The 18675-nt window shown below is 71.0% G+C and carries 19 protein-coding genes, 1 tRNA gene and 1 pseudogene; 13 read left to right on the forward strand and 8 right to left on the reverse strand.

The genetic code is table 11. The annotated features are described in order from the left end of the window. Window positions 1-65: 65 nt before the first annotated feature. Together AC1VNH_RS13415 and AC1VNH_RS13420 are read right to left on the reverse strand one after the other, a co-directional pair. A complete protein-coding gene (locus tag AC1VNH_RS13415; protein WP_483111919.1) occupies window positions 66-1433 on the reverse strand; it encodes an FtsX-like permease family protein in 1368 nt (455 codons plus the stop codon). Further along, window positions 1430-2144 (reverse strand): annotated as a pseudogene (locus AC1VNH_RS13420) (ABC transporter ATP-binding protein). Before AC1VNH_RS13420 ends, AC1VNH_RS13415 begins: the two are co-directional and overlap by 4 nt. A gap of 154 nt (window positions 2145-2298) precedes the next feature. On the opposite strand from AC1VNH_RS13420, the gene AC1VNH_RS13425 reads away from it, so the two are divergent. The 7 genes from AC1VNH_RS13425 to AC1VNH_RS13455 all read left to right on the forward strand — a co-directional run bounded on the left by AC1VNH_RS13425 (window position 2299) and on the right by AC1VNH_RS13455 (window position 8561). Beyond that, window positions 2299-3477, forward strand: coding sequence for an OmpA family protein (locus AC1VNH_RS13425; protein WP_483111920.1), 1179 nt, complete (start codon window positions 2299-2301; stop codon window positions 3475-3477). A gap of 12 nt (window positions 3478-3489) precedes the next feature. Further along, window positions 3490-3999, forward strand: coding sequence for a DUF3060 domain-containing protein (locus tag AC1VNH_RS13430; protein ID WP_483111921.1), 510 nt, complete (start codon window positions 3490-3492; stop codon window positions 3997-3999). A gap of 5 nt (window positions 4000-4004) precedes the next feature. Then, entirely contained in the window at window positions 4005-4271 is a 267-nt protein-coding gene (locus AC1VNH_RS13435) for a DUF4190 domain-containing protein (RefSeq protein ID WP_483111923.1), read from the forward strand. Further along, window positions 4268-4987 carry a response regulator transcription factor gene (locus AC1VNH_RS13440; protein ID WP_483111925.1) on the forward strand — a complete coding sequence of 240 codons (720 nt, stop codon included), beginning with the start codon at window positions 4268-4270 and terminating at the stop codon, window positions 4985-4987. Before AC1VNH_RS13435 ends, AC1VNH_RS13440 begins: the two co-directional genes overlap by 4 nt. Next, complete coding sequence (locus tag AC1VNH_RS13445) at window positions 4984-6024, forward strand: sensor histidine kinase (protein WP_483111926.1); 1041 nt, start codon at window positions 4984-4986, stop codon at window positions 6022-6024. Before AC1VNH_RS13440 ends, AC1VNH_RS13445 begins: the two co-directional genes overlap by 4 nt. Window positions 6025-6537: 513 nt before the next feature. Continuing rightward, window positions 6538-7287 carry an LCP family protein gene (locus AC1VNH_RS13450; RefSeq protein WP_483111927.1) on the forward strand — a complete coding sequence of 250 codons (750 nt, stop codon included), beginning with the start codon at window positions 6538-6540 and terminating at the stop codon, window positions 7285-7287. Window positions 7288-7355: 68 nt separating this feature from the next. Further along, window positions 7356-8561 carry an LCP family protein gene (locus AC1VNH_RS13455; protein ID WP_483111928.1) on the forward strand — a complete coding sequence of 402 codons (1206 nt, stop codon included), beginning with the start codon at window positions 7356-7358 and terminating at the stop codon, window positions 8559-8561. 3 nt (window positions 8562-8564) lie between these two features. On the opposite strand, the gene AC1VNH_RS13460 is transcribed toward AC1VNH_RS13455, so the two are convergent. Genes AC1VNH_RS13460 through AC1VNH_RS13470 form a run of 3 tightly spaced genes read right to left on the reverse strand, consistent with a single transcriptional unit; the run spans window position 8565 to window position 9680 of the window. Next, window positions 8565-9023 carry a GNAT family N-acetyltransferase gene (locus AC1VNH_RS13460; RefSeq protein ID WP_483111929.1) on the reverse strand — a complete coding sequence of 153 codons (459 nt, stop codon included), beginning with the start codon at window positions 9021-9023 and terminating at the stop codon, window positions 8565-8567. A 22-nt stretch (window positions 9024-9045) separates the two neighbouring features. After that, on the reverse strand, window positions 9046-9267 hold the full coding sequence (locus AC1VNH_RS13465; protein WP_483111931.1) for a DUF1275 family protein: 222 nt from the start codon (window positions 9265-9267) through the stop codon (window positions 9046-9048). Next, window positions 9264-9680 carry a DUF1275 family protein gene (locus AC1VNH_RS13470; RefSeq protein ID WP_483111933.1) on the reverse strand — a complete coding sequence of 139 codons (417 nt, stop codon included), beginning with the start codon at window positions 9678-9680 and terminating at the stop codon, window positions 9264-9266. The genes AC1VNH_RS13465 and AC1VNH_RS13470 overlap by 4 nt, the downstream gene beginning before the upstream one ends. A gap of 117 nt (window positions 9681-9797) precedes the next feature. Between AC1VNH_RS13470 and AC1VNH_RS13475 the strand changes: the two genes are divergently transcribed. Together AC1VNH_RS13475 and AC1VNH_RS13480 are read left to right on the forward strand one after the other, a co-directional pair. Next, window positions 9798-9889 (forward strand) — tRNA-Ser (locus AC1VNH_RS13475). Window positions 9890-9949: 60 nt separating this feature from the next. Next, complete coding sequence (locus AC1VNH_RS13480; RefSeq protein ID WP_483111934.1) at window positions 9950-10219, forward strand: hypothetical protein; 270 nt, start codon at window positions 9950-9952, stop codon at window positions 10217-10219. Window positions 10220-10246: 27 nt separating this feature from the next. On the opposite strand, the gene AC1VNH_RS13485 is transcribed toward AC1VNH_RS13480, so the two are convergent. Further along, complete coding sequence (locus AC1VNH_RS13485) at window positions 10247-11533, reverse strand: MFS transporter (protein WP_483111935.1); 1287 nt, start codon at window positions 11531-11533, stop codon at window positions 10247-10249. Window positions 11534-11597: 64 nt separating this feature from the next. On the opposite strand from AC1VNH_RS13485, the gene AC1VNH_RS13490 reads away from it, so the two are divergent. The 4 genes from AC1VNH_RS13490 to AC1VNH_RS13505 all read left to right on the forward strand — a co-directional run bounded on the left by AC1VNH_RS13490 (window position 11598) and on the right by AC1VNH_RS13505 (window position 15633). Continuing rightward, on the forward strand, window positions 11598-12185 hold the full coding sequence (locus AC1VNH_RS13490; RefSeq protein ID WP_483111937.1) for a CGNR zinc finger domain-containing protein: 588 nt from the start codon (window positions 11598-11600) through the stop codon (window positions 12183-12185). Window positions 12186-12268: 83 nt separating this feature from the next. Further along, window positions 12269-13165, forward strand: coding sequence for a DUF808 domain-containing protein (locus AC1VNH_RS13495; RefSeq protein ID WP_483111938.1), 897 nt, complete (start codon window positions 12269-12271; stop codon window positions 13163-13165). A gap of 83 nt (window positions 13166-13248) precedes the next feature. Then, window positions 13249-13776 carry a hypothetical protein gene (locus AC1VNH_RS13500; RefSeq protein ID WP_483111939.1) on the forward strand — a complete coding sequence of 176 codons (528 nt, stop codon included), beginning with the start codon at window positions 13249-13251 and terminating at the stop codon, window positions 13774-13776. Window positions 13777-13878: 102 nt separating this feature from the next. After that, window positions 13879-15633 (forward strand): helix-turn-helix transcriptional regulator, encoded by a 1755-nt coding sequence (locus AC1VNH_RS13505; protein ID WP_483111940.1) that lies wholly within the window; start codon window positions 13879-13881, stop codon window positions 15631-15633. Here the strand turns inward: AC1VNH_RS13505 and AC1VNH_RS13510 are convergent. Next, window positions 15541-17019: a putative Ig domain-containing protein gene (locus AC1VNH_RS13510; protein WP_483111941.1), complete on the reverse strand. Its 1479-nt coding sequence runs from the start codon at window positions 17017-17019 to the stop codon at window positions 15541-15543. The two genes, AC1VNH_RS13505 and AC1VNH_RS13510, sit on opposite strands and share 93 nt — an antisense overlap. 114 nt (window positions 17020-17133) lie before the next feature. Continuing rightward, window positions 17134-18675 carry a tripartite tricarboxylate transporter permease gene (locus AC1VNH_RS13515; RefSeq protein ID WP_483111942.1) on the reverse strand — a complete coding sequence of 514 codons (1542 nt, stop codon included), beginning with the start codon at window positions 18673-18675 and terminating at the stop codon, window positions 17134-17136.

Raw genomic sequence — 18675 nt, forward strand, 5'->3', positions numbered from 1 at the left:
GAGCGCTCCCACGGAACTTAGCAGAACGCATGCGCGTGTATCGAAAGATTTCGACAAACTGTGGATCAGGCGGCCGCCCGCCGGATCGATCGCACGAGGGGTTCGGTCGAGGCGAGCGAGGCCAGCACGAGCGCGACGCCCATGGCGAAGGTCCCGGCGATGATCAGCAGCGACGTCGGAGCCAGCACCAGGGTGATGCCGATGATCGGCAGGCTCAGCGCGATGCCCGAGATCGCTCCGCCCAGCGCCGCCCAGCGCAGCGGCAGCAGCACCGTGATGCGCCGGGCGCGGGCGAGATCGGACGCGGGAACGCCGAGACGGTCGAGACCCACGATTAGCTCCCGGTCCTCGAGCACGGATGCCGCCTGCGTCACCCCGACGGAACACGCCAGCAGCAGGAAGGCCGACGCGAGCGTGACGAGCACGCCCGTGCGGATGTCGGCGAACACCGTGCCTGCCTCGGCCGTGTCGTCGCCGGCCAGCGCGACCAGGCTCATCCCCGCCCCGCCGACGACCGCGATGAAGGAGACCATCGCGATCGCGGAGACGCGTCGCCAGGCGACGGATGCGTGGGCGGCGAGTTCGCGCCCCGCGATCAGGTGCGCCGCATCCCCGGCGCGGCGCGCCATCGCGCGCCCGCGCGCGGCGACGATCGGGGTGCCGATGAGATTCAGCAGGCCGAGGGAGCCGGCAAACAGGGCCAGCAGCAGCGCGACCGAGATGGCGGGGCCGACCAGCTGTCCGATGGTCGAGAGATTCAGGACGATGAGGGTGACCGCGGCGATGCCGATCACGCCCACGACGACCGCGGTACGCCGACGGGGTGCGGGATCCGAACGCCGGCGCACGCCGAGCGGTGTGAGCGCGACCCGGCGGAGCCCGAGCGTGGCGCTCACGGTCGCGAGCGCCACGACTCCCACGAGCACGAGAGCGAGCACGTCGAAGCCCGCCCACACCGCGGCCGCGCCGATCGGGCCGCCGAAGAAGGGCAGCAGGCCCACGAGCGGCAGGACGGCGACGTAGAGGATCGCCCCCAGGGCAGCGCCGACCGCCGCCGTCGCGGCCGCCTCCAGCACCGTCATGGCCGCGACCTCGCCGGAGGTGGCGCCCAGCAGGCGAAGGGTCGCGAGGCGGTCGTCGCGTCTCCGGCTGGACAGCCGAGCCGCGGCGGCACCGAGCGTCGCCAGCGGAACGGCGAGCAGGACGAGCGCGAGCACGGCCAGGATGCCGTACATCCCGGTGAACACGCCGCCGCGGTCGTCGGTGAGGAACATGCGCGTGCCGCCGGCGACGATCAGCAGCAGCCCCGTCGTGGCGGCGAACGCGACGACCGGGAGCACGATCGCCGCGCGGGATTGCCGCGACGGCCGGGCGAGGAGGCGCGAGAGCGTGAGCGTGCGCCGCACCGCGCCCTGCGAGGCGAGCGCGCTCATCGCTGCGCCTCGGCCGTCGAGGCGGCGTCGAGGATGCGGCCGTCCCGCATCCGGACGACGCGATGGCACCGGGCCGCGACATCGGCGTCGTGGGTCACCACGACGAGGCTGCGCCCCTGACCGACGGTGGCGTGTAGGAGGGCCGACATCACATCGGCGGAGGTGGCGGAGTCGAGAGCGCCCGTGGGTTCGTCGGCGAAGACGAGCGGTGCGCCGGTCACCTGCGCACGGGCGATCGCCACGCGCTGCGCCTGGCCGCCGGAGAAGCTGGCCGATGCGGCGATCCTCCATGCCGGCCAGCCCCAGGGCGTGCAGCCATCCGGCGGCGTGCTGCTCTGCGTCGCGCCTCGGCACGCCCTGCACCAGCAGGGGGAGGGCGGCGTTCTCCAGCGCGGTGAGTTCGGGCAGCAGCAGGTGCTCCTGGAACACGAACCCGAGCTGGCTGCGACGGATGGCGGAGCGTTCCTTCTCATCCATGCCGACCAGCTCGACCGGGTCGGCCTGGCCCAGGCGGACGGAGCCGCCGTCCGGGGAGATGACCGCCGCGAGGCAGTGCAGCAGGGTGGTCTTCCCCGATCCCGATGCACCCATCACCGCCACGGCCTCGCCCGCGGCGATCGTCACATCGATGCCCGCCAGGGCGGTGAGTGTGCCGTAGCGCTTGACGAGACCGCGCGCGACGAGAACAGGAGGTGCTGAGGGAGCGTGCATGTCTTCGAGCCTCCTCGGAGGCCGCGGCGATGTCGTCGGCCTTGGGGATCATCCGCATCATCCGCGGGGATGATCGCGGCCGTGTCGCGGGATTGATACACAGGTGCGACCGTCCTGCGACCGACGGTCCGCGCCCGCTCGATACGGTCGTTGCATGAGCAGCACCGCCCCTCGCATCCTCGCCCTCGTCGCGGCCGTCGGTGTCCTGGTCGCCGGATGCGCCGCCGAGCCCCGCCCGGCCGCGTCCGCACCGGTCGCCGCGAGCACGCCGGCGACGTCGTCGACGCCGACCGTTCCCGTCGTCGCGGGGTACGCGCCCGGTGAAGTGCCGCCGGTCCCGCTGTTCACGATGCCCGACCTGGCACTACTCGACAGCGCCCTCGGCGGCTTCGCGATCCAGCTCGATCGCCAGATCGCGCCGCGACCCGGCATCGAGGTGCGCCCCGCCGCCTGCGGCGACGTGACCGAGCGGGCGAGTGCGCAGGGGTCGGTGCTCCTCTATGGCGACGGCTCGGGAAACTTCACCGGACCCGACGGCACGGTGCACAACTACGGCGACGGCTCGGGCAGCTTCACCCTCAACGGGGTGACCGCGAACGTTTACGGCGACGGGTCGGGCTCCTACATCGCCGACGGCATCGAGATCCACAACTACGGCGACGGTTCCGGCTCGGTGACCACGGCCAACGGTGCCACCTGGGTCTACGGCGACGGTTCCGCCTCGCGCACCGGCGACGGCGTCGAGCACTGGAACTACGGCGACGGCTCGGCGATGTACCGCGACGCCGACGTCGAGATCCACAACTACGGCGACGGCTCCGGCTCCTACGTCGCGAAGGGGCTCGACATCCGCAATTACGGCGACGGCACCGGCGCGGTCAATGGGGAGCCCGTGGAGGTAGACCCTCTGCCCGCCGTCGCGCCGGTCGGCGTCTTCCCGCCGCTCGGTACGCTCGCGCCCATCACCTCCTGCGGCACCACGATCACCCTCAGCGACGGCGTCCTCTTCGATTTCGACCGTTCCGAGATCCGGGCGGATGCGGCGGGCGTGCTCGACGAGTTGGCGGCCGCGATGACGGAGCTCGACGTTCCGTCGGCCGAGATCGGCGGCCACACCGACGCGATCGGCTCCGACAGCTACAACCAGGAGCTGTCGGAGCGGCGGGCCGCATCCGTCGTCGCCGCGCTGAAAGATCGCGGTGTCACCGCGTCGCTCAGCGCAGTCGGGTACGGCGAGAGCGCGCCGGTCGCCGCGAACGAGATCGACGGCGTCGACAACCCCGCCGGACGCCAGCTCAACCGCCGCGTCGAGATCTTCATCCCGGCCTTCTGAGCGGACGAGACGATGAAGAAGACGCTGCCGCTCACGCTCGCCGCCCTCGCCGTGCTCCTGACCGGGTGCTCCGTCGCCTATGAGGCGCCCGGAGCTCCCGCGGCCGACCCCGCTCCCTCGTCGACGCCGGCGCCCGCGACGTCGGCCCCGAACGAGCAGGCGCCATCGCCGGACCCATCGGAGCATCCGTCCGCGGCGTCCGACGAGCTGCGCGAGCGCTATGCCGACGTGGCGCAGCAGACATCGTGCGCCTCGGGCGAGGTCGTCGTCGCGCAGGCGGGTGCGACGGTGTCGATCACGGGGGAATGCGCCCTTGTCAGGGTGACCGCGAGCGGCGTCGTCGTGCTCGCTGACCGTCTCGGCACGCTCGAGATCACCGGGGCCGCGAACCAGGTGCAGGCCGCATCCATCGACGTCGTCCGGTTGGGTGGCAGCGGCAACGACGTGCGGTGGGAGAGCGGATCCCCAGACGTGACCGATACCGGCGCAGCGAACACCGCGCGCGCCACGACCGGAGGATGAACACCATGTCCCAGCCGCAGCAGCAGTACGTCTACGTCACTCGCCCCACCGACGGGCTCGCTATCACGTCGTTCGTGCTCGCGCTCCTGGGGTTCAACCTGCTCGCGGTGATCTTCGGCCACGTCGCGCTCGCCCGCATCCGCCGCAGTCATGCCGGCGGAGCGGGCTTCGCGATCGCGGGCCTCGTGATCGGCTACCTCACGATCGCGGCGATCGCCGTCCTGATCCTCGCGGCGCTGGGTATCGGCATCTGGGCGGTGAACGCCTCGTGAGCGACCAGGCGCGCACCCGCGTGCTGCTCGTGGACGACGAGGAGGCGATCACCTCCACCCTCGCGCCGTTCCTCGAACGCAGCGGATTCGATGTGCGCGTGGAGGCCGACGGGCAGAGCGCCCTCGACGCACATGCCGCCTTCGCGCCCCACATCGTCGTCTCCGACGTGCTCATGCCCCGCATGGACGGCCGTGAGCTCGTGCGGCGCCTGCGGCGTGCGGACGCGTGGACCCCGGTCATCATGCTCACCAAGGTGGATGCGTCGTTCGAGCGCACCGCGGCGCTGGAGGAAGGCGCCGACGACTATCTCGGCAAGCCCTTCGATCCGCCGGAACTCGTCGCCCGCATCCGCGCCGTCCTGCGCCGCACGGCGGGCGGCGGCAAGCCGCTGACCGCATCGTCGCAGCTGGTCAGCGCGGGGCTCCGGCTCGACCGTGTGGCCCGTCGCGTGCACCGCGACGGCGCGACGCTCGAGCTGACGCCCAAGGCGCTCACCCTGCTGGAATACCTGATGTCGCACCCCGACGAGGTGCACACGAGGGAGCATCTGCTCGAGACCCTCTGGGGCTTCGAGTTCGCCGTCACCACGCGCGCCGTCGATCACCGCATCGCGGAACTGCGTCGCGCGCTGGGCGATGACGCCCAACAGCCGCGCTGGATCGAGACGCTGCCGGGCGCGGGCTACCGCTTCTGCGCACCGGTGAGCGCGTCGTGAAACCCGTGCGCCTGGTGCTCGTTGCCGCCCCGCTCGCCGTGGCCGCACTCGTCGCCGTCGTGCTCGCACTCGCCGGTGGCAACGGCTCTCTCGTGCTGCGGATGCCGCTGGCCACCGTGCTCGTCGTGTCCGGCGCGCTCCTGTCGGGTGCCTTGACCCTCGCGCTGGTCGTGCGGCCGATGCGGATGCGGCGGCGCGGCGCCGCTCTCGTCGCCGCCCGCGCCGAGGGATCGGTCGCCGAGCGCGATGCGCACCGACGGTTCCTGCGCCGGCTCGACCATGAGCTCAAGAACCCGGTGACCGCCATCCGGTCGGCGCTGGCGGCGGGGGAGCAGACGCCGCCGGAGAACCTGGTGATCGCGTCGGCCCAGGCCGCGCGGCTGAGCGGCGTCGTCACGCAGCTGCGCGCCCTGTCTTCGCTGGAGACACGGCCGATCGAGGCATCCCGCGTGGACCTGACGGTCATCGTGGAGGAAGAAGCGGCAGCGCTGCGCGATGAACTCGCCGCACGCGGCGCACACCGCAGCGTCGAGACCGTGCTGCCCACCGTCCCCTGGCCGTTGCCCGCCGTGACCGGGGATCCCGACCTCCTCGCCGTCGCCGTGCGCAACCTGCTGCTGAACGCGGTGAAGTACTCGGACGAGGGCGCACGCATCGAGGTGCGCGGCACGGAGGAGACGGATGCCGTCGTCATCGAGGTCGCCGACACGGGGTGGGGCATCCGTGGCGAAGACCTCCCCTTCGTGTGGGAGGCTGTGGCGGGCCCAGGACGCCCGGGGCGTCGAAGGAACGGGTCTCGGTCTCTCGCTCGTGCGCGTGGTGGTGCACCGGCACGGCGGGGAGGTCTCCCTCCGGTCGCAGTTCGGACGCGGAACGAGCGTGCGGCTCGCGCTTCCGCGGGCACCGCGCTGAGCGCGCCCAGGCGATCCGCACGTCGTTCTCAGGTCGCCACTCCTAGGATGGGCTCTGATCTATGGGGGCAGGGCGTGTGGATCGCGCCGCGCCTGCAGCTTGTGCATACGAGAGGACCCGTGTGAGCCCGACCCGAAGCGGGCGTCGCCAGACGGTGGCGCGCCACGGCCGATTGCGCTCGCCGCATCCCGTCGCACAGTTCTTCAAGCTCGTCGCCGTCTCGCTCGCCGTGGTGCTGGTCGCCGGCGTCGGCGTCGTCGGCTACAACGTCTGGAGCCTGACGACCAACCTCACGCAGGACGCGGTCGCGCTCGAGGGGCAGAGCGCGGTGCCGCCGGACATCGGGGCGATCGAGGGAGGAGTGAACCTCTTCCTCGCCGGCACCGACGTGTGCGAGCCGGAATACGCCGCACTCTTCGGCGATCGGTGCGACGGGCCGGACGCCGAGGGCGACCTCAACGACGTCAATCTGCTGCTGCACATCTCCGACAACCCGCGTCGGGTGACCGTGATCTCCTTCCCCCGCGATCTCATGATCCCGATCCCCTCCTGCACCCGACCGGATGGTTCGGCCGGCTCGGCCATGAGCAAGCAGCAAGCTCAACTCGACCTTCTCCTACGGGGGTCTGAGCTGTGCGGTGAAGACCATCTCGCAGCTGACGGGACAGAACATTCCGTTCGCGGCATCCATCACCTTCGGCGGCGTGATCCAGATCACGAACGCGATCGGCGGCGTGGACGTCTGCATCGCGAACGGCATCCGCGACTCCTACACGGGAATCGACTGGCCCGCCGGCATGCGCAACGTGCAGGGTCTGGAGGCCCTCCAGTTCTTGCGCACGCGGCACGGTGTGGGCAACGGTGGCGACCTCGGCCGCATCTCGAACCAGCAGCAGTACATGTCTCGTCTCGCGCGCAAGCTCGTCGGCGACGGTGTTCTCAACGATCCCGCCACGCTGTACAAGCTGGCCACGGTCGGCGTCGAGAACGTCACCCCGAGCGAGAGCCTCACGAACCCGATGACGCTCGTGCAGATCGCGCTCGCCGTCAAGGAGGTGCCGTTCGACGACATCGTCTTCGTGCAGTACCCGACGCTCACCGACCCGGACGACGTCAACCGGGTCGTGCCCAACAAGAGCGCCGCACAGGCTCTGTTCGATGCGATCGACGCGAACCAGCAGCTCGTGCTGACGGGCTCGACGAGTCAGGGAGACGGCACGATCGTCGCCGAACCCTCTGAAGCGCCCACCGATCCGACGACGCCCACGCCGACCCAGTCCGCCGACGTGGCGCAGCCGACCACCCCGACCGACAGCGTCGCGCTGCCGTCCTCCATCGCGGGGCAGACGGCCGCTGAGGAGACGTGCTCGAACGGAAACCTGCGCTGATGCCGAGACGACGCGGCCGCAGCGCTCCGGTGGCCCGGCATGGGCGGTTGCGGTCTCCGCATCCGCTGATGCAAGCCCTGTCGATCGCGGCCGTCGCCGTGGTCGTCGGCATCGCCTCGGCCGCCGGCGTCGTCGGTTTCCACCTCTGGGATGCCGCTGCCACCATCCAGGACAACGCCATCGACATCGGCAATGACGGCGACCCCGCTCTGCCTCCCGGCCTCGGCGAGATCGAGGGCGGCGTGAACGTGCTGCTCGTGGGCACCGACTCGTGCGAGGGGCAGGACCTCGCCCTGTTCCCGCGCTGCGGGATCGACGATGACGGCGGTGAGCGCAACGACGTCACGATGCTCGTCCACATCAGCGATGCGCCGCGGCGGGTGACGGTCGTGTCCATCCCGCGTGACACCTTCGTGCCGATCGCCGAGTGTCAGGATGCCGACGGCGACACGGTGGGCGGGGGAACGGACCGGATCAACGCGTCGTACATGTACGGCGGGCTCCCGTGTACCGTGCGCACCGTCGAGGAGCTCACCGGCGAAGACATCCAGTTCGCGGCCGCCATCCGATGGACCGGCGTGATCAACCTCTCCGACGCCGTCGGCGGCGTCGACGTCTGTGTGCAGGGCGACATCTCGGACCGGCACACGGGCTTGGCGCTTTCCGCCGGGACGCACACGTTGCAGGGCCAGCAGGCGCTGCAGTTCCTGCGCATCCGTCACGGGATCGGCGACGGCTCCGACCTCGGCCGGATCTCGAACCAGCAGCAGTTCATGTCGTCGCTCGTGCGCAAGCTGAAGGGTGACGCCGTGTTCGGGGATGCGGGCAAGCTGCTGGACTTCGCGAACGTCGCGATGACGCAGGTGCGCGAGAAGCAGCTCGTGCTCGACAAGCAGCTCGCCAATCCGACGCGCATGGCGCAGATCGCGATGGCGTTGAAGGACGTCCCGTTCGAGGACATCGTCTTCGTGCAGTACCCGGCCGCTTACTCCGGCGGCGGGCTCGTACCGATCTCGAGCGCCGCGGATGCCTTGTTCGCGGCACTGCGTGAGAACCGGCCGCTGCAGCTCACCGGTGACGCGAGCGGCGGTTTCGGCGTCGAGGTGACCGGTGAGGTGCCCGACACAGCTGCCCCCGACCCGGGCGCGACTGCTCCTGCCCCCGCGGCCACGGAGGGCGGCGAGGCGCTGCCGTCCGACACTGCCGTCGAGCTGCCGTCGTCGATTTCCGGCCAGAACGCCAGCCAGGTGACCTGCACGGTTCCGCAGAAGTAGACCTTAGAGGTCGAAGCGATGCGGGATGACACCCTCGCCGTCGCGGTACGGCGAGAAGCCCATGGCGGCGTAGTACGCCAGCGCCGGGGCGTTGTCGGCACCGATGCTCGCGTCGATGTGACGCACGTCCGCTGACCTCGCTGCCGTCAGCGACACCGCGAACAGGCTCCTTCCGATGCCGCGCCGCCCGGCGTCGGGTTGGATGTGGGTGCCGATGATGCCCCAGCCCTCGGGGACGTCGTAAGGATTGCCGGGCCATGCGCGCTTGAGCGACTGGAAGCCGAGGATGCGGCCGCCCTCTTCGGCGACCGTGCAGGCGATGCAGTGCCCGGGGTCCAGGTAGCGCCCCCGAACGAAAGCGAGATCGACAGGTGCCGCGCGAAGACCGGCGCGGTGGATGGCGTTCTGTACCTCGACCATGCCCGCCGCATCCGTCGGTTCTGCGGGGCGGAATGCGATCATGACTCGATTGTCCCGCTCGCTCCTATGACGTTGCTCGTGGTGCTCTCGGGCGCAGGACGAGCACGGCCGCCGTCGCCGCTGCGGCGAGGGCAGGAAGCCAGAGCGCCACGGGGCCGACCAGGCGCGCCGCCGCCGCGCCCGCGATCGCTCCGATCGCGATCGCGACCCACAGCGCGAGGTGCCGCATCCACGCGCGCCGATCGCCGCCGCGGAAGGCCGCGACGATGTTCTCCGCGAGCTTCATGCCTGCCCCGTCATGTACGTGATGCCGAAGGGAGCGGCGCCGTCGCGGGAGTGGACGGCGTTCGTGGCGCCCATCGCGGCCGCGAGCACCGGTCCCGCCGCCAGCACGTAACCGATCCCGGCCAGAACCGCGGCCACGAGGAGCGTGAGCGCCACAAGGGTCATGACGCCGCGCGACCGTGCGCGGATCGACACGGCCGTGCCCGTCACGCCCCCGGCGACGAAGGCCGCGACGAGCAGTCCCGCGTATCCCGCGGCGCCCCACGCGCCGCCCGTCAGCTCGGCGGAGGCCTGCGTCGTGTTGCCGCTCATGAACGACACGAAGAAGCCGCCGAGCATCACGAACGCGAAGCCGTCGACGAAGCCGGCCAGCAGCGCGAGCGCCGCCGAACTGGCGAGGTGTTTCGGGTCCACCGCATGCCCTTCCGGATGCGGTGCCCACCGCATCCGCTATCGAGTATCCGGGACCTGTTCGGTGGGGGCGAACCGACCGGTTATGATGGACGGGTGTGTTCGGCGCAAGCCGCCACTGGAGACGTCGCATAGTCAGGCCTAGTGCACCACCCTGCTAAGGTGGAGTCCCCGTAAGGGGACCGAGGGTTCAAATCCCTCCGTCTCCGCCATGAGCCCCGGTCAGCCGGGGCTTTTGTGTTCTGTCAGGTCACGCCCCGCATAATGGGCACGTGTTCTACACCGTCGAACGTCGCCGCAACCCGAGCGCCTGGGCTGGATTCTGGTTCGGTCTCGCCGGGCTCGTGCTCATGCCCATCCCGCTGTTCATCGGGCTCATCCTCGGCGGCGGGCTCTCCGTCGTCGCGGCCGTGTTCACGGTGATCGGCCTGCTGAAAGGTCTCGCGCGCAGCGGGCAGGGGATCGCGCCCGTCGTGTTCGCGATCATCTTCATTCTTCTCACTTGGGGCGGCATCTCCGTCGGCGGCGGCACTATCTGGTGACGAACCCGCCGCGGCAGGTCACGGCGATCAGGCGGACGCTTTCGCCTCGGTGACGTCTCGCGCGAGCGAACGAGGATCCCGGATGCGGCGAAGCGGTGACGCGCCCACCCAGATCACCGTCAGCATCACACCCGCGCAGCCGATCGCCATCCCCCACCGGGTGCCGATGATCTCGCCCACCGCGCCACCGACGGCTGCGCCGATCGCCACGACACCGTAGGAGATCCACCGCATCGTCGCGTTGACGCGGCCCAGCAGGTGATCGGGCGTGCGCAGCTGACGCAGCGTGACGGCGACGACGCTCGAGAGCGACGTGCCCGCGCCGTTGACGGCGAAGACGGCCACGAGCGCCGCGACGAGCGCCGGCGCGCTCCACTCGGCCGGGAGCAACGGCAGCGCCGCAAGCGCGACGCACTCCGCTGCGGCGCACGCGATGAGGACGGGTCCCGCGCCGAAGCGCTTCACGCTCATCGGGGCGGCCGCGGCGCCGACGACCGCGCCCACCGCGCCGAGGCCGAACACAAGACCCAGATGGCCCGCCTCGAGCCCGAGATCGCGTACCGCGTGCAGCGTGAAGAGCACCATGATCCACTGCGCGAAGAGGTTGTAGATCGCAGAGAAGCCGAGCAGGGACACGAGATAGCCGTCGCGGCGGACGAACGTGAGTCCCTCGCGCAGGCCCGCCCTCGCGCTGCGGCCCGAGGGTGTCGGGCGTGCCTCGGTCGCACGGATGCGCAGGAGCGCCGCGGCTGACACGAGGTACGCGACGGCGTGTGCGGCCAGCGCCCACGCGGCAGACAGCGCCTGGATCAGCAGGCCCGCAAGGCCCGGACCACCGATCTCCGTGGCCGCGACGGTCGCCTGGAGCCGGCCGTTCGCCCGCTCCAATTGGTCGCGCCCGGCGACCGTGGGCAGAAACGACTGATAAGCCACCTCGAAGGCGACCGTGAATGCGCCCAGGAGAGCAACGAGTGCGACAAGGACGGGCAAGGTGAGCACCCCCGCCAGAGCGAGCGCCACGACGAGCGTGGTCAGAACTGCGCGCGCGAGGTCGGACGTGATCAGGATGCGGCGGCGCCGGGAGCGATCGACCAGGACGCCCAGCGGCAACGCGAGCAGCAGGAACGGCAGCCAACGTGCAGCGCCGAGGAGACCCGCTTCGCTCGCCGACGCGTGGAGCACGAGCACCGCCAGCATGGGCACCGCGAGCTCGCTGATCTGGGCCCCGGCGGACGACGCGCCCTGCGCGAGCCAGAAACGGTCGAAGTCACGCCCGAGCCGCTCCCGCTGCCTAACGGGTGAATGACTGATCATGCGTTAGACCTTCGCACGTGCTGCACTAATGCCACAAGTTAGGACCAAGCATTACTCTCGGAGGATGAGCGAGTCGAAGGAGAAGCCTCGGTTCCCGGCGGTGGGCGGCCATCTCGGCTTCGACCTCGTCGACACCGTGCATTGGCGGCTGGACCCGACCCGGGCGATCGACACTCTTTCGAGCTTCGACGACGTCCTCGCCTGGTGTGCGCAGATGGGAGTTCTGGACGCGGGGGCTCTGGCCGCCGCCGCGACGGCTGATCCGGATGCGGCGGCACGCGAGCACCGCGCGATCATCGCGTTGCGTGAAGCGATCCACGATGCGGTCTTCGCCGCATCCGAGTCTGCGGCACGCCTGATCGCCCACGAGTACGCCGCCGCCCGTGATCGTTCGACACTCCACTACGACGCGGATGCGGCGAGCTGGCGCTGGCAGGTGCCTCTCGATGTCACCGGCCCGCGCGCGGCGATCGCCGCCCTCGCCCAGGACCTGATCACGGCGGACTTGCACGCAGCACGGCAATGCGCCGATGACGCGTGCGGCTGGGTCTATCTGGACACCTCGCCGCGGCACAACCGGATCTGGTGCACCGCTGCGGGGTGCGGCAATCGCAACCGAGTCGCACGCCATCAGGCGCGCAAGGGGACGTGAGCACCGTCGGGGCCGATATCCTCGCTGAGGGCATCCGCCCCTGCAGCCGTTCGGCTGCGGCCCTCGCATCCGGGAGAGTGCGTATGTCGGTCGGCCTGCTCGCCGTCGTCGATGACATCCTGACCGCCGCCATCAAGGCGAGCGCGAAGACCGCGGGTGTCGTCATCGATGACGCCGCCGTCACCCCGCAGTACGTGCAGGGCATCACGCCGGCGCGAGAGCTGCCGGTGGTGTGGAAGATCGCGCTCGGCAGCCTCATCAACAAGTTCGTGATCATCATCCCGATCGCGCTGCTGCTGACCGCATTCGCCCCGTGGGTGCTGCCGTTCCTGTTGATCCTGGGCGGCGGGTTCCTCTGCTTCGAGGGTGCGGAGAAGGTCCTCGAGTGGTTCGGTGCGCACCACGAGGATGCGGATGACGACGCCCCCCGCGACGAGAAGAAGCTCGTGTTCGGCGCCGTGCGCACCGACCTCATCCTCAGCACCGAGATCATGCTGATCGCGCTCTCGAGCCTCGACCCCGACTTCGGCATCTGGATGACCCTCGGCGCGCTGCTGATCATCGGTCTCGCCATGACCGCGTTGGTCTACGGCGCGGTCGCGCTGCTCGTGAAGATCGACGACATCGGCCTGCGTCTCATGAAGAGCGACGCACGCCGCATCCGCCGTTTCGGCGTACGCGTCGTCGCGTCGATGCCTGCCGTCTTCCGGGTCATCAGCGTCGTCGGCACCGTCGCGATGCTCTGGGTCGGCGGTCATCTCGTCGTGGGCAACCTGGCCGAGACGCTCTGGGACGGACCCGAGCACCTGGTTCACACCATCACGCACCTCGTGGAGGCGGCCGGTCCCGTGGTGGTGTGGATCGTAGAGACGATCCTGTCCGCCGTCTTCGGCCTCGCCCTCGGCCTCGTGATCGTGGCCGTCGTCACCGGCATCTCCCGCCTCACGAAGCGCGGCGCCCGCGCGGATGCGGCCCACTGAGACCTGAGGCGCGCACTGCGGGATCCGGCGGGATTGCGTCGCAGGTCGTATCGGCGCGCGTCGCCGACTGTCATGATCGCGGCGTGAAATCTCTCAAGCCGCTCGTCTTGGTCGCGGCAGCCCTGGTGCTCACCGGCTGCTCGCAGGCCGCGACGAACACCGCCGAGTCCGCGGGGAGCTCGGCTACGGCGGACGCCGATTCGGGTTCGGCGCCCGCGCCGGAGGCGGGGTCGGGCACGGGCGATGCATGCGCGCTCGTGCCCTCCGCCGACATCGCGGCAGCTCTCGGCGTCGACACGATCGAGGGCGTGGCCGCCGAGGGGCAGCAGGGACTGCAGCAGTGCACGTGGGCCTTCGCCGACACGCACACCGCGATCGCCCAGTACACCGGCGACGCCGACGCGTTCCTGCCGGCCGAGCTCTATCCCCAAGGCGCGAACGCGCAGCCGATCCCGGGCGTCACGCGCGGCTGGGCCGATGCCTCCATCGGCACGATCCTCGTCGTCAAGGGCAACGAGGGTCTGCTGCTCGTCGACATCGACCCGGGCGGATCGGGCGCAGACCCGGCGCTGTGGGCGAGCCTCGGGGAGACGATCGCGAACCGCTTCTGACCCCTCGCGTTGCGGGTTTCGGCGGAATCCGCATCCGGTTCGTATCGCGGCGGGCCTCCCGCGTGGCACGATTCCCCCGAAACGGGCAGAGGAGCGGACCGCGTGGGAGAAGACGTCGACGGCAGCGCCGAAGCGTGGCGGTTCGTCACGGGCATCCTGCTGCGCGTCTTCGGCGGGGATGCGGCCGCCGAGCTGGCAGGTGCCTCGGCGCGCTCGGAAGCGGCCACGCACCGCGCCGACCGCGTGCTCTTCCGGGTCGCCGCGACGATCGCCGCGGTGATCGCCTGCCGCTTCCCGGATGCGGCCGCGCACGCCCGTCGCGCGCTGGACGAGAGCGACGGGTGCGCGGTTCCCGTCGTGCGCCTGGCGGCATCCGCGATGCTGACCGCGGATGCCATGGCGGGCACCGAGCACGCGCACCGTCTCGGCGTAGACGCGAACGCCGTGGCCGGGGCCCTCTCCGAGGAAGGTGAGGGGTCGCTGCTGACGAGATATCTGCTGGCCGAGGCCGCGCTCAGCTCGGGGGGCTTCGATGTCGCCGACGCGCTCATCCGCGGTGCCGAGCTCGCCCCCGGACAGGTGGCGACGCACGATGCCGAGCGCGCCGACCCGGCCGCCGTGGCCCTGCAGCTGCTCGCCGCGCGCAGCGGTGCCTTCCACGGGCGCCGTGACGAGGTGCGCTCGATCGCGGAGGGACTCTTCCGCAGCGCGGCGATCGTGCCGCCGCGGGCGCTCGTGGTGCTGCAGGCCATCGGAAGCTACGGCGCCGCTGTCGCCGGCGACCGGGACCGGTTCTTCACCCTCGCCGATGCGGTGATCGCACGCACGCGCCGCGACAAGAACTATCTCTCCGTGGGCTCGTCGCTCTACGTGGCCTGGGGCTTCCGCGCGGTGGGGCAGTTGCAGCGCGCGGCGGCGCTGCTCGTCTCGGCGGCGGGCGCCGACCTGTCACGTTGCAAGGTGTGGGACCGCGCCTTCGCCACGGAGGTGCTCGTCGAGGCGGCGCTGTCGCGGGGGGACACCTATCGCGCCGGCGTCCTGTTGCGTCGCAGCGGCGCTCTGGCCCGCCATCGCGTGGCGGCCTCGTCACTCACTCGCGCTCGTGGTGCGATCGCTCTGTCGCAGGGGCAGGCGGCGGATGCGGAGGCGCTGGCTGCGGCATCCGTGCGCATCGATGAAGCCGCGGGAGCGGCGACCGAGGTGCTGCGCGGGGAGCTCGTGCGTGCGGACGCCCTCGCTGCCGCCGAACCCTCGGCGGCGCTCGAGCTCCTGCTGCGCCTCGCGCGGCAGGCCGATGCGGTCGGCTACGAACGCCACCGCCTGCTCGCGGCTCGTCGCTGGCGGGAGTTGGCCGCGCGGGTCGGCGGAGCGCGGGGCGATCTCGCCGTGATGACCGAGAAGCAGCGCGAGGTGGCGGTGCTGCTCGCCGAGGGGAACACGAACGCCGCCATCGCGCAGGTGCTCTACCTCTCGCCGCGCACCGTCCAGAGCCACGTCGAGGACATCCTGCGGATCACGGGAGCGCCGACGCGTGGTCGCGCGGCGGCCCTCCTCGGTCCGCGGCGCGGGCTCGACCTGGCGCAGCTGAGCCCGCGTCAGCGTCAGGTCGCGGAGCTCGCCGCGGCGGGAAGCCGCAACGCCGAGATCGCCGCATCCGTCGGGCTCAGCGTGAAGACCGTCGAGCACCACCTCGCCGAGGCCCTGCATCGGCTCGGCCTCCCCTCGCGAGCGGGCCTCGCCACGGTCTCGTTCGAGCCGATGACCTCAACCGCGGTTGCCCCGGCGCCGGATCCCGGCACCGACCGCCAGCGCCGCGCCCCCGAGGAGAGCGCCGAGCGCGCCGATCGCCGCACCTGACGCATCCGCTGCGCCGCTCGCAGCCAGTCGCTCCGGGCCGGCCGCAGCGCCCGGGGCCGGCGCCGTCGGGGAGGTGGGCTCGGTCGCCGCGTCGATCGCCAGAGTGATCGTGGTCGCCAGGACCGTGCCGTCAGAGGCGGACGCGGTGATCGTGTACGTCTGCGACGGCTGCGCGGCGAGCGGCGTCCCCGAGATCGTGCCGGTCGCGGCGTCGAGTGCGAGGCCCGCAGGGAGCGCGGGTGACACGGCGAACGTGGGCGCGATGTCGAACGCGGATGCGGTCACGGTCGCCGTGAACGGCGCACCGACGGTCCCCGCGCCGCCGGTCGCCGCGGTGAGTGCGGCACGGGAGAGCAGGCCGACTGCGCCGGAGGCGCGGTTGCCGACCCAGACGCGGTTGCCGCTGGGGGAGACGAGCACGGCGGCCGCATCCGTCGTATCGATCGCCGTCGTCTCGGTCACGCCGCCGGTCGTGACCTCGAGCGTCGACACGTTGTTGGCGCCCACCACGAGCAGGTTCGTTCCATCGGGCGAGAATGCGGCTGCCGCCGCATCGTGCGGCACGGTCGCCGTGCGCACGATCGTGCCGTAGGCCGCGGATGAGGCGTCGATGTCGATGAGGAACACCCGCTGCGCGCTCGGCGTGGTCACCGCGGCCAGCGTGCCGGCGGGGTTCACGACGATCTGGCCGGCCGAGGTCGCGCCGGGCAGGACGATCGTGGCGGATTGACCTGCCAGCGCGAAAGGATCGTTGAAGAGGTACACGACGCCGGCGCCCGCGGCGGTCCCCGCCACGAGAACGTCGTTGTCCGAACCGTTGCCGGGGCCTGCGGCGATGTCCGAGAGTGAGGAAGGGCGAGGGGTGCCCGGTGCGTCCGCGGCGAAGTCGATACCGCTCACGCTGCTCACGCCGATGTTGAAACGGAGGATCCGGGTGGGGTCGGCCGCCGAGGGTGCGGCCACCACGGTCTCGCCCGCGGCCGCGATCGAGAGTGCGCCGAGGCCCGTACCTGGTAGCGCGATCTGAGAGGACAGCGCACCCGCTGCGTCCAACCGCACCACCCACCCGGCCGTCGTGGACACATCGACCTCGGAGCCGTCGGGGCTGATCGCCACATCCGTCGGGAGGCCGAAACCCTCGACCGCGAAGTCGATCGAGTGCGCCACGACCGCGCTCGTGGCCGTGTCGAAGATCGCGAGGCGAGCGGAGCCGTCGACGATGTAGCCGGTCGACCCGTCCGGGGAGAGTGCGAGACGCTGCACACTGCCACCCGTGCCGACGACGCCGGTGACGGTCTGCAGAGGTTCGGCGGCCTGCGCGGGCAGGGCGAGGAATGTCGCAGCGGCCGCGGCGATCAGAGCGAGAGGGAGAAGACGGCGGCGCATGACGGTCCTTCGGTGTGGGGACTCCCGGCACGGGGGAGCAACCGAAGTCTGGCGAGCGACCGTCGGGCGCGCCATAGGGGAATCGGCCCAGATGCGCCGATTCCCCAGACGCGCTCAGCGCGCGACCGGCTCCTTCTCCGCCTCGGCGACCGCGCGGCGCGTGCGCCGGCGGGCCACGACGCGCCCACGCACCGAGAACACCAGAACGGCGGCCAGCAGCACGTAGAGCGTGATGGTGATCGGGCTGTGCACCAGCACCGAGAAGTCACCGTTCGCGCTCATCGCCGCGTCCCGCAGGCTCGTCTCGGCCAAGGGGCCGAGCACCATCCCGATGATGAGCGGGGCGAGGGGGAAGTCCATCGCCCGCATCAGGAAGCCGAGCACGCCGATGCCGAGCAGCATGAGCAGGTCGAACGTCGATCCGGAGGTGGCGTAGATGCCCAGGGCGCAGAAGACGGTGATCCCGGCGTACAGGTACGGCCGGGGGATCAGCAGCAGCTTCGCCCACAGCATCGCGAACGGCAGGTTGAGGATCAGCAGCACGACCATCGCGATGAAGAAGCTCGCCAGCAGCGCCCACACGAGCTCGGGAGCTCGGTCGAACAGGAGCGGGCCCGGCTGCAGACCGTACTGGCGGAACGCCGCGAGCATGATCGCGGCCGTCGCGGAGATCGGCAGGCCGAGCGCGAGCAGGGCGCCCATCGCCATTCCCGTCGTCGCGTTGCCCGCCGCCTCGGGAGCCGCGAGGCCGCGGATCGCCCCGCGCCCGAACTGCGGCTTCTTGCGCCGGGCGTCCAATCGCTTCTCGAGCCCGTAGGCGAGGAACGTCGGGATCTCGGATCCGCCCGCCGGGACGACGCCGAACGGCAGGCCGATCGCGGTGCCGCGCAGCCACGCCGGCGTCGCCTCCTTCAGTTCCTTGCGGCTGAGCCACGGACGCCCCGTGGGCCTGATGATCTTCTTCGCGGTGTCGTGACGCGCGAGGCAGGCGACGAAGATGACCTCGCCGAGCGCCAGGATGGCGACCGTCACCGTGACCAGTGAGATGCCGTCGAACAGCTGCGGTGATTCCATCGTGAACCGCGGTGCCCCCGAGACCCCGTCGATCCCGATCACGGCGATGCCGAGGCCGATGAACAGGGAGGTCAGCCCCTTGATGACGTTGTCCGTGACCACGGACGACGTCGCGGCGAACGCGAAGACGGCCAAGGCGAAGAACTCCGCCGGCCCGAACCGGCTCGAGAAGTCGGCGAGAGCCGGGGCGAGGAACACGACGACGATCGAGGCGATGAATCCGCCGATGAAAGCGCCGATGGCGGCGGTGGCCAGAGCCTGGGCGGCTCGGCCGTTCAGCGCCATCTTGTGACCCTCGAACGTGGAGGCGATGGCGGATGCCTGCCCCGGAGTGTTCATGAGGATGCCCATCGTCGAATCGCCGAACAGGCCGCCGAAGTAGACGCCGGCGAACATGATGAACGCGGCGGTGGGATCGAGCGAGAAGGTGATGGGCAGCAGCAGAGCGACGGCCATCGAGGAGCCGAGGCCGGGCAGCACGCCCACGGCCGTGCCAAGAAGGCAGCCGACGAGCACCCACAGCAGGTTCTCCGGGGTGAAGGCACCCGCGAAGCCTTGTGCCAGAAGTTGCAGAGCATCCAT

It is taken from the genome of Microbacterium sp. KU4F, from assembly GCF_056868075.1.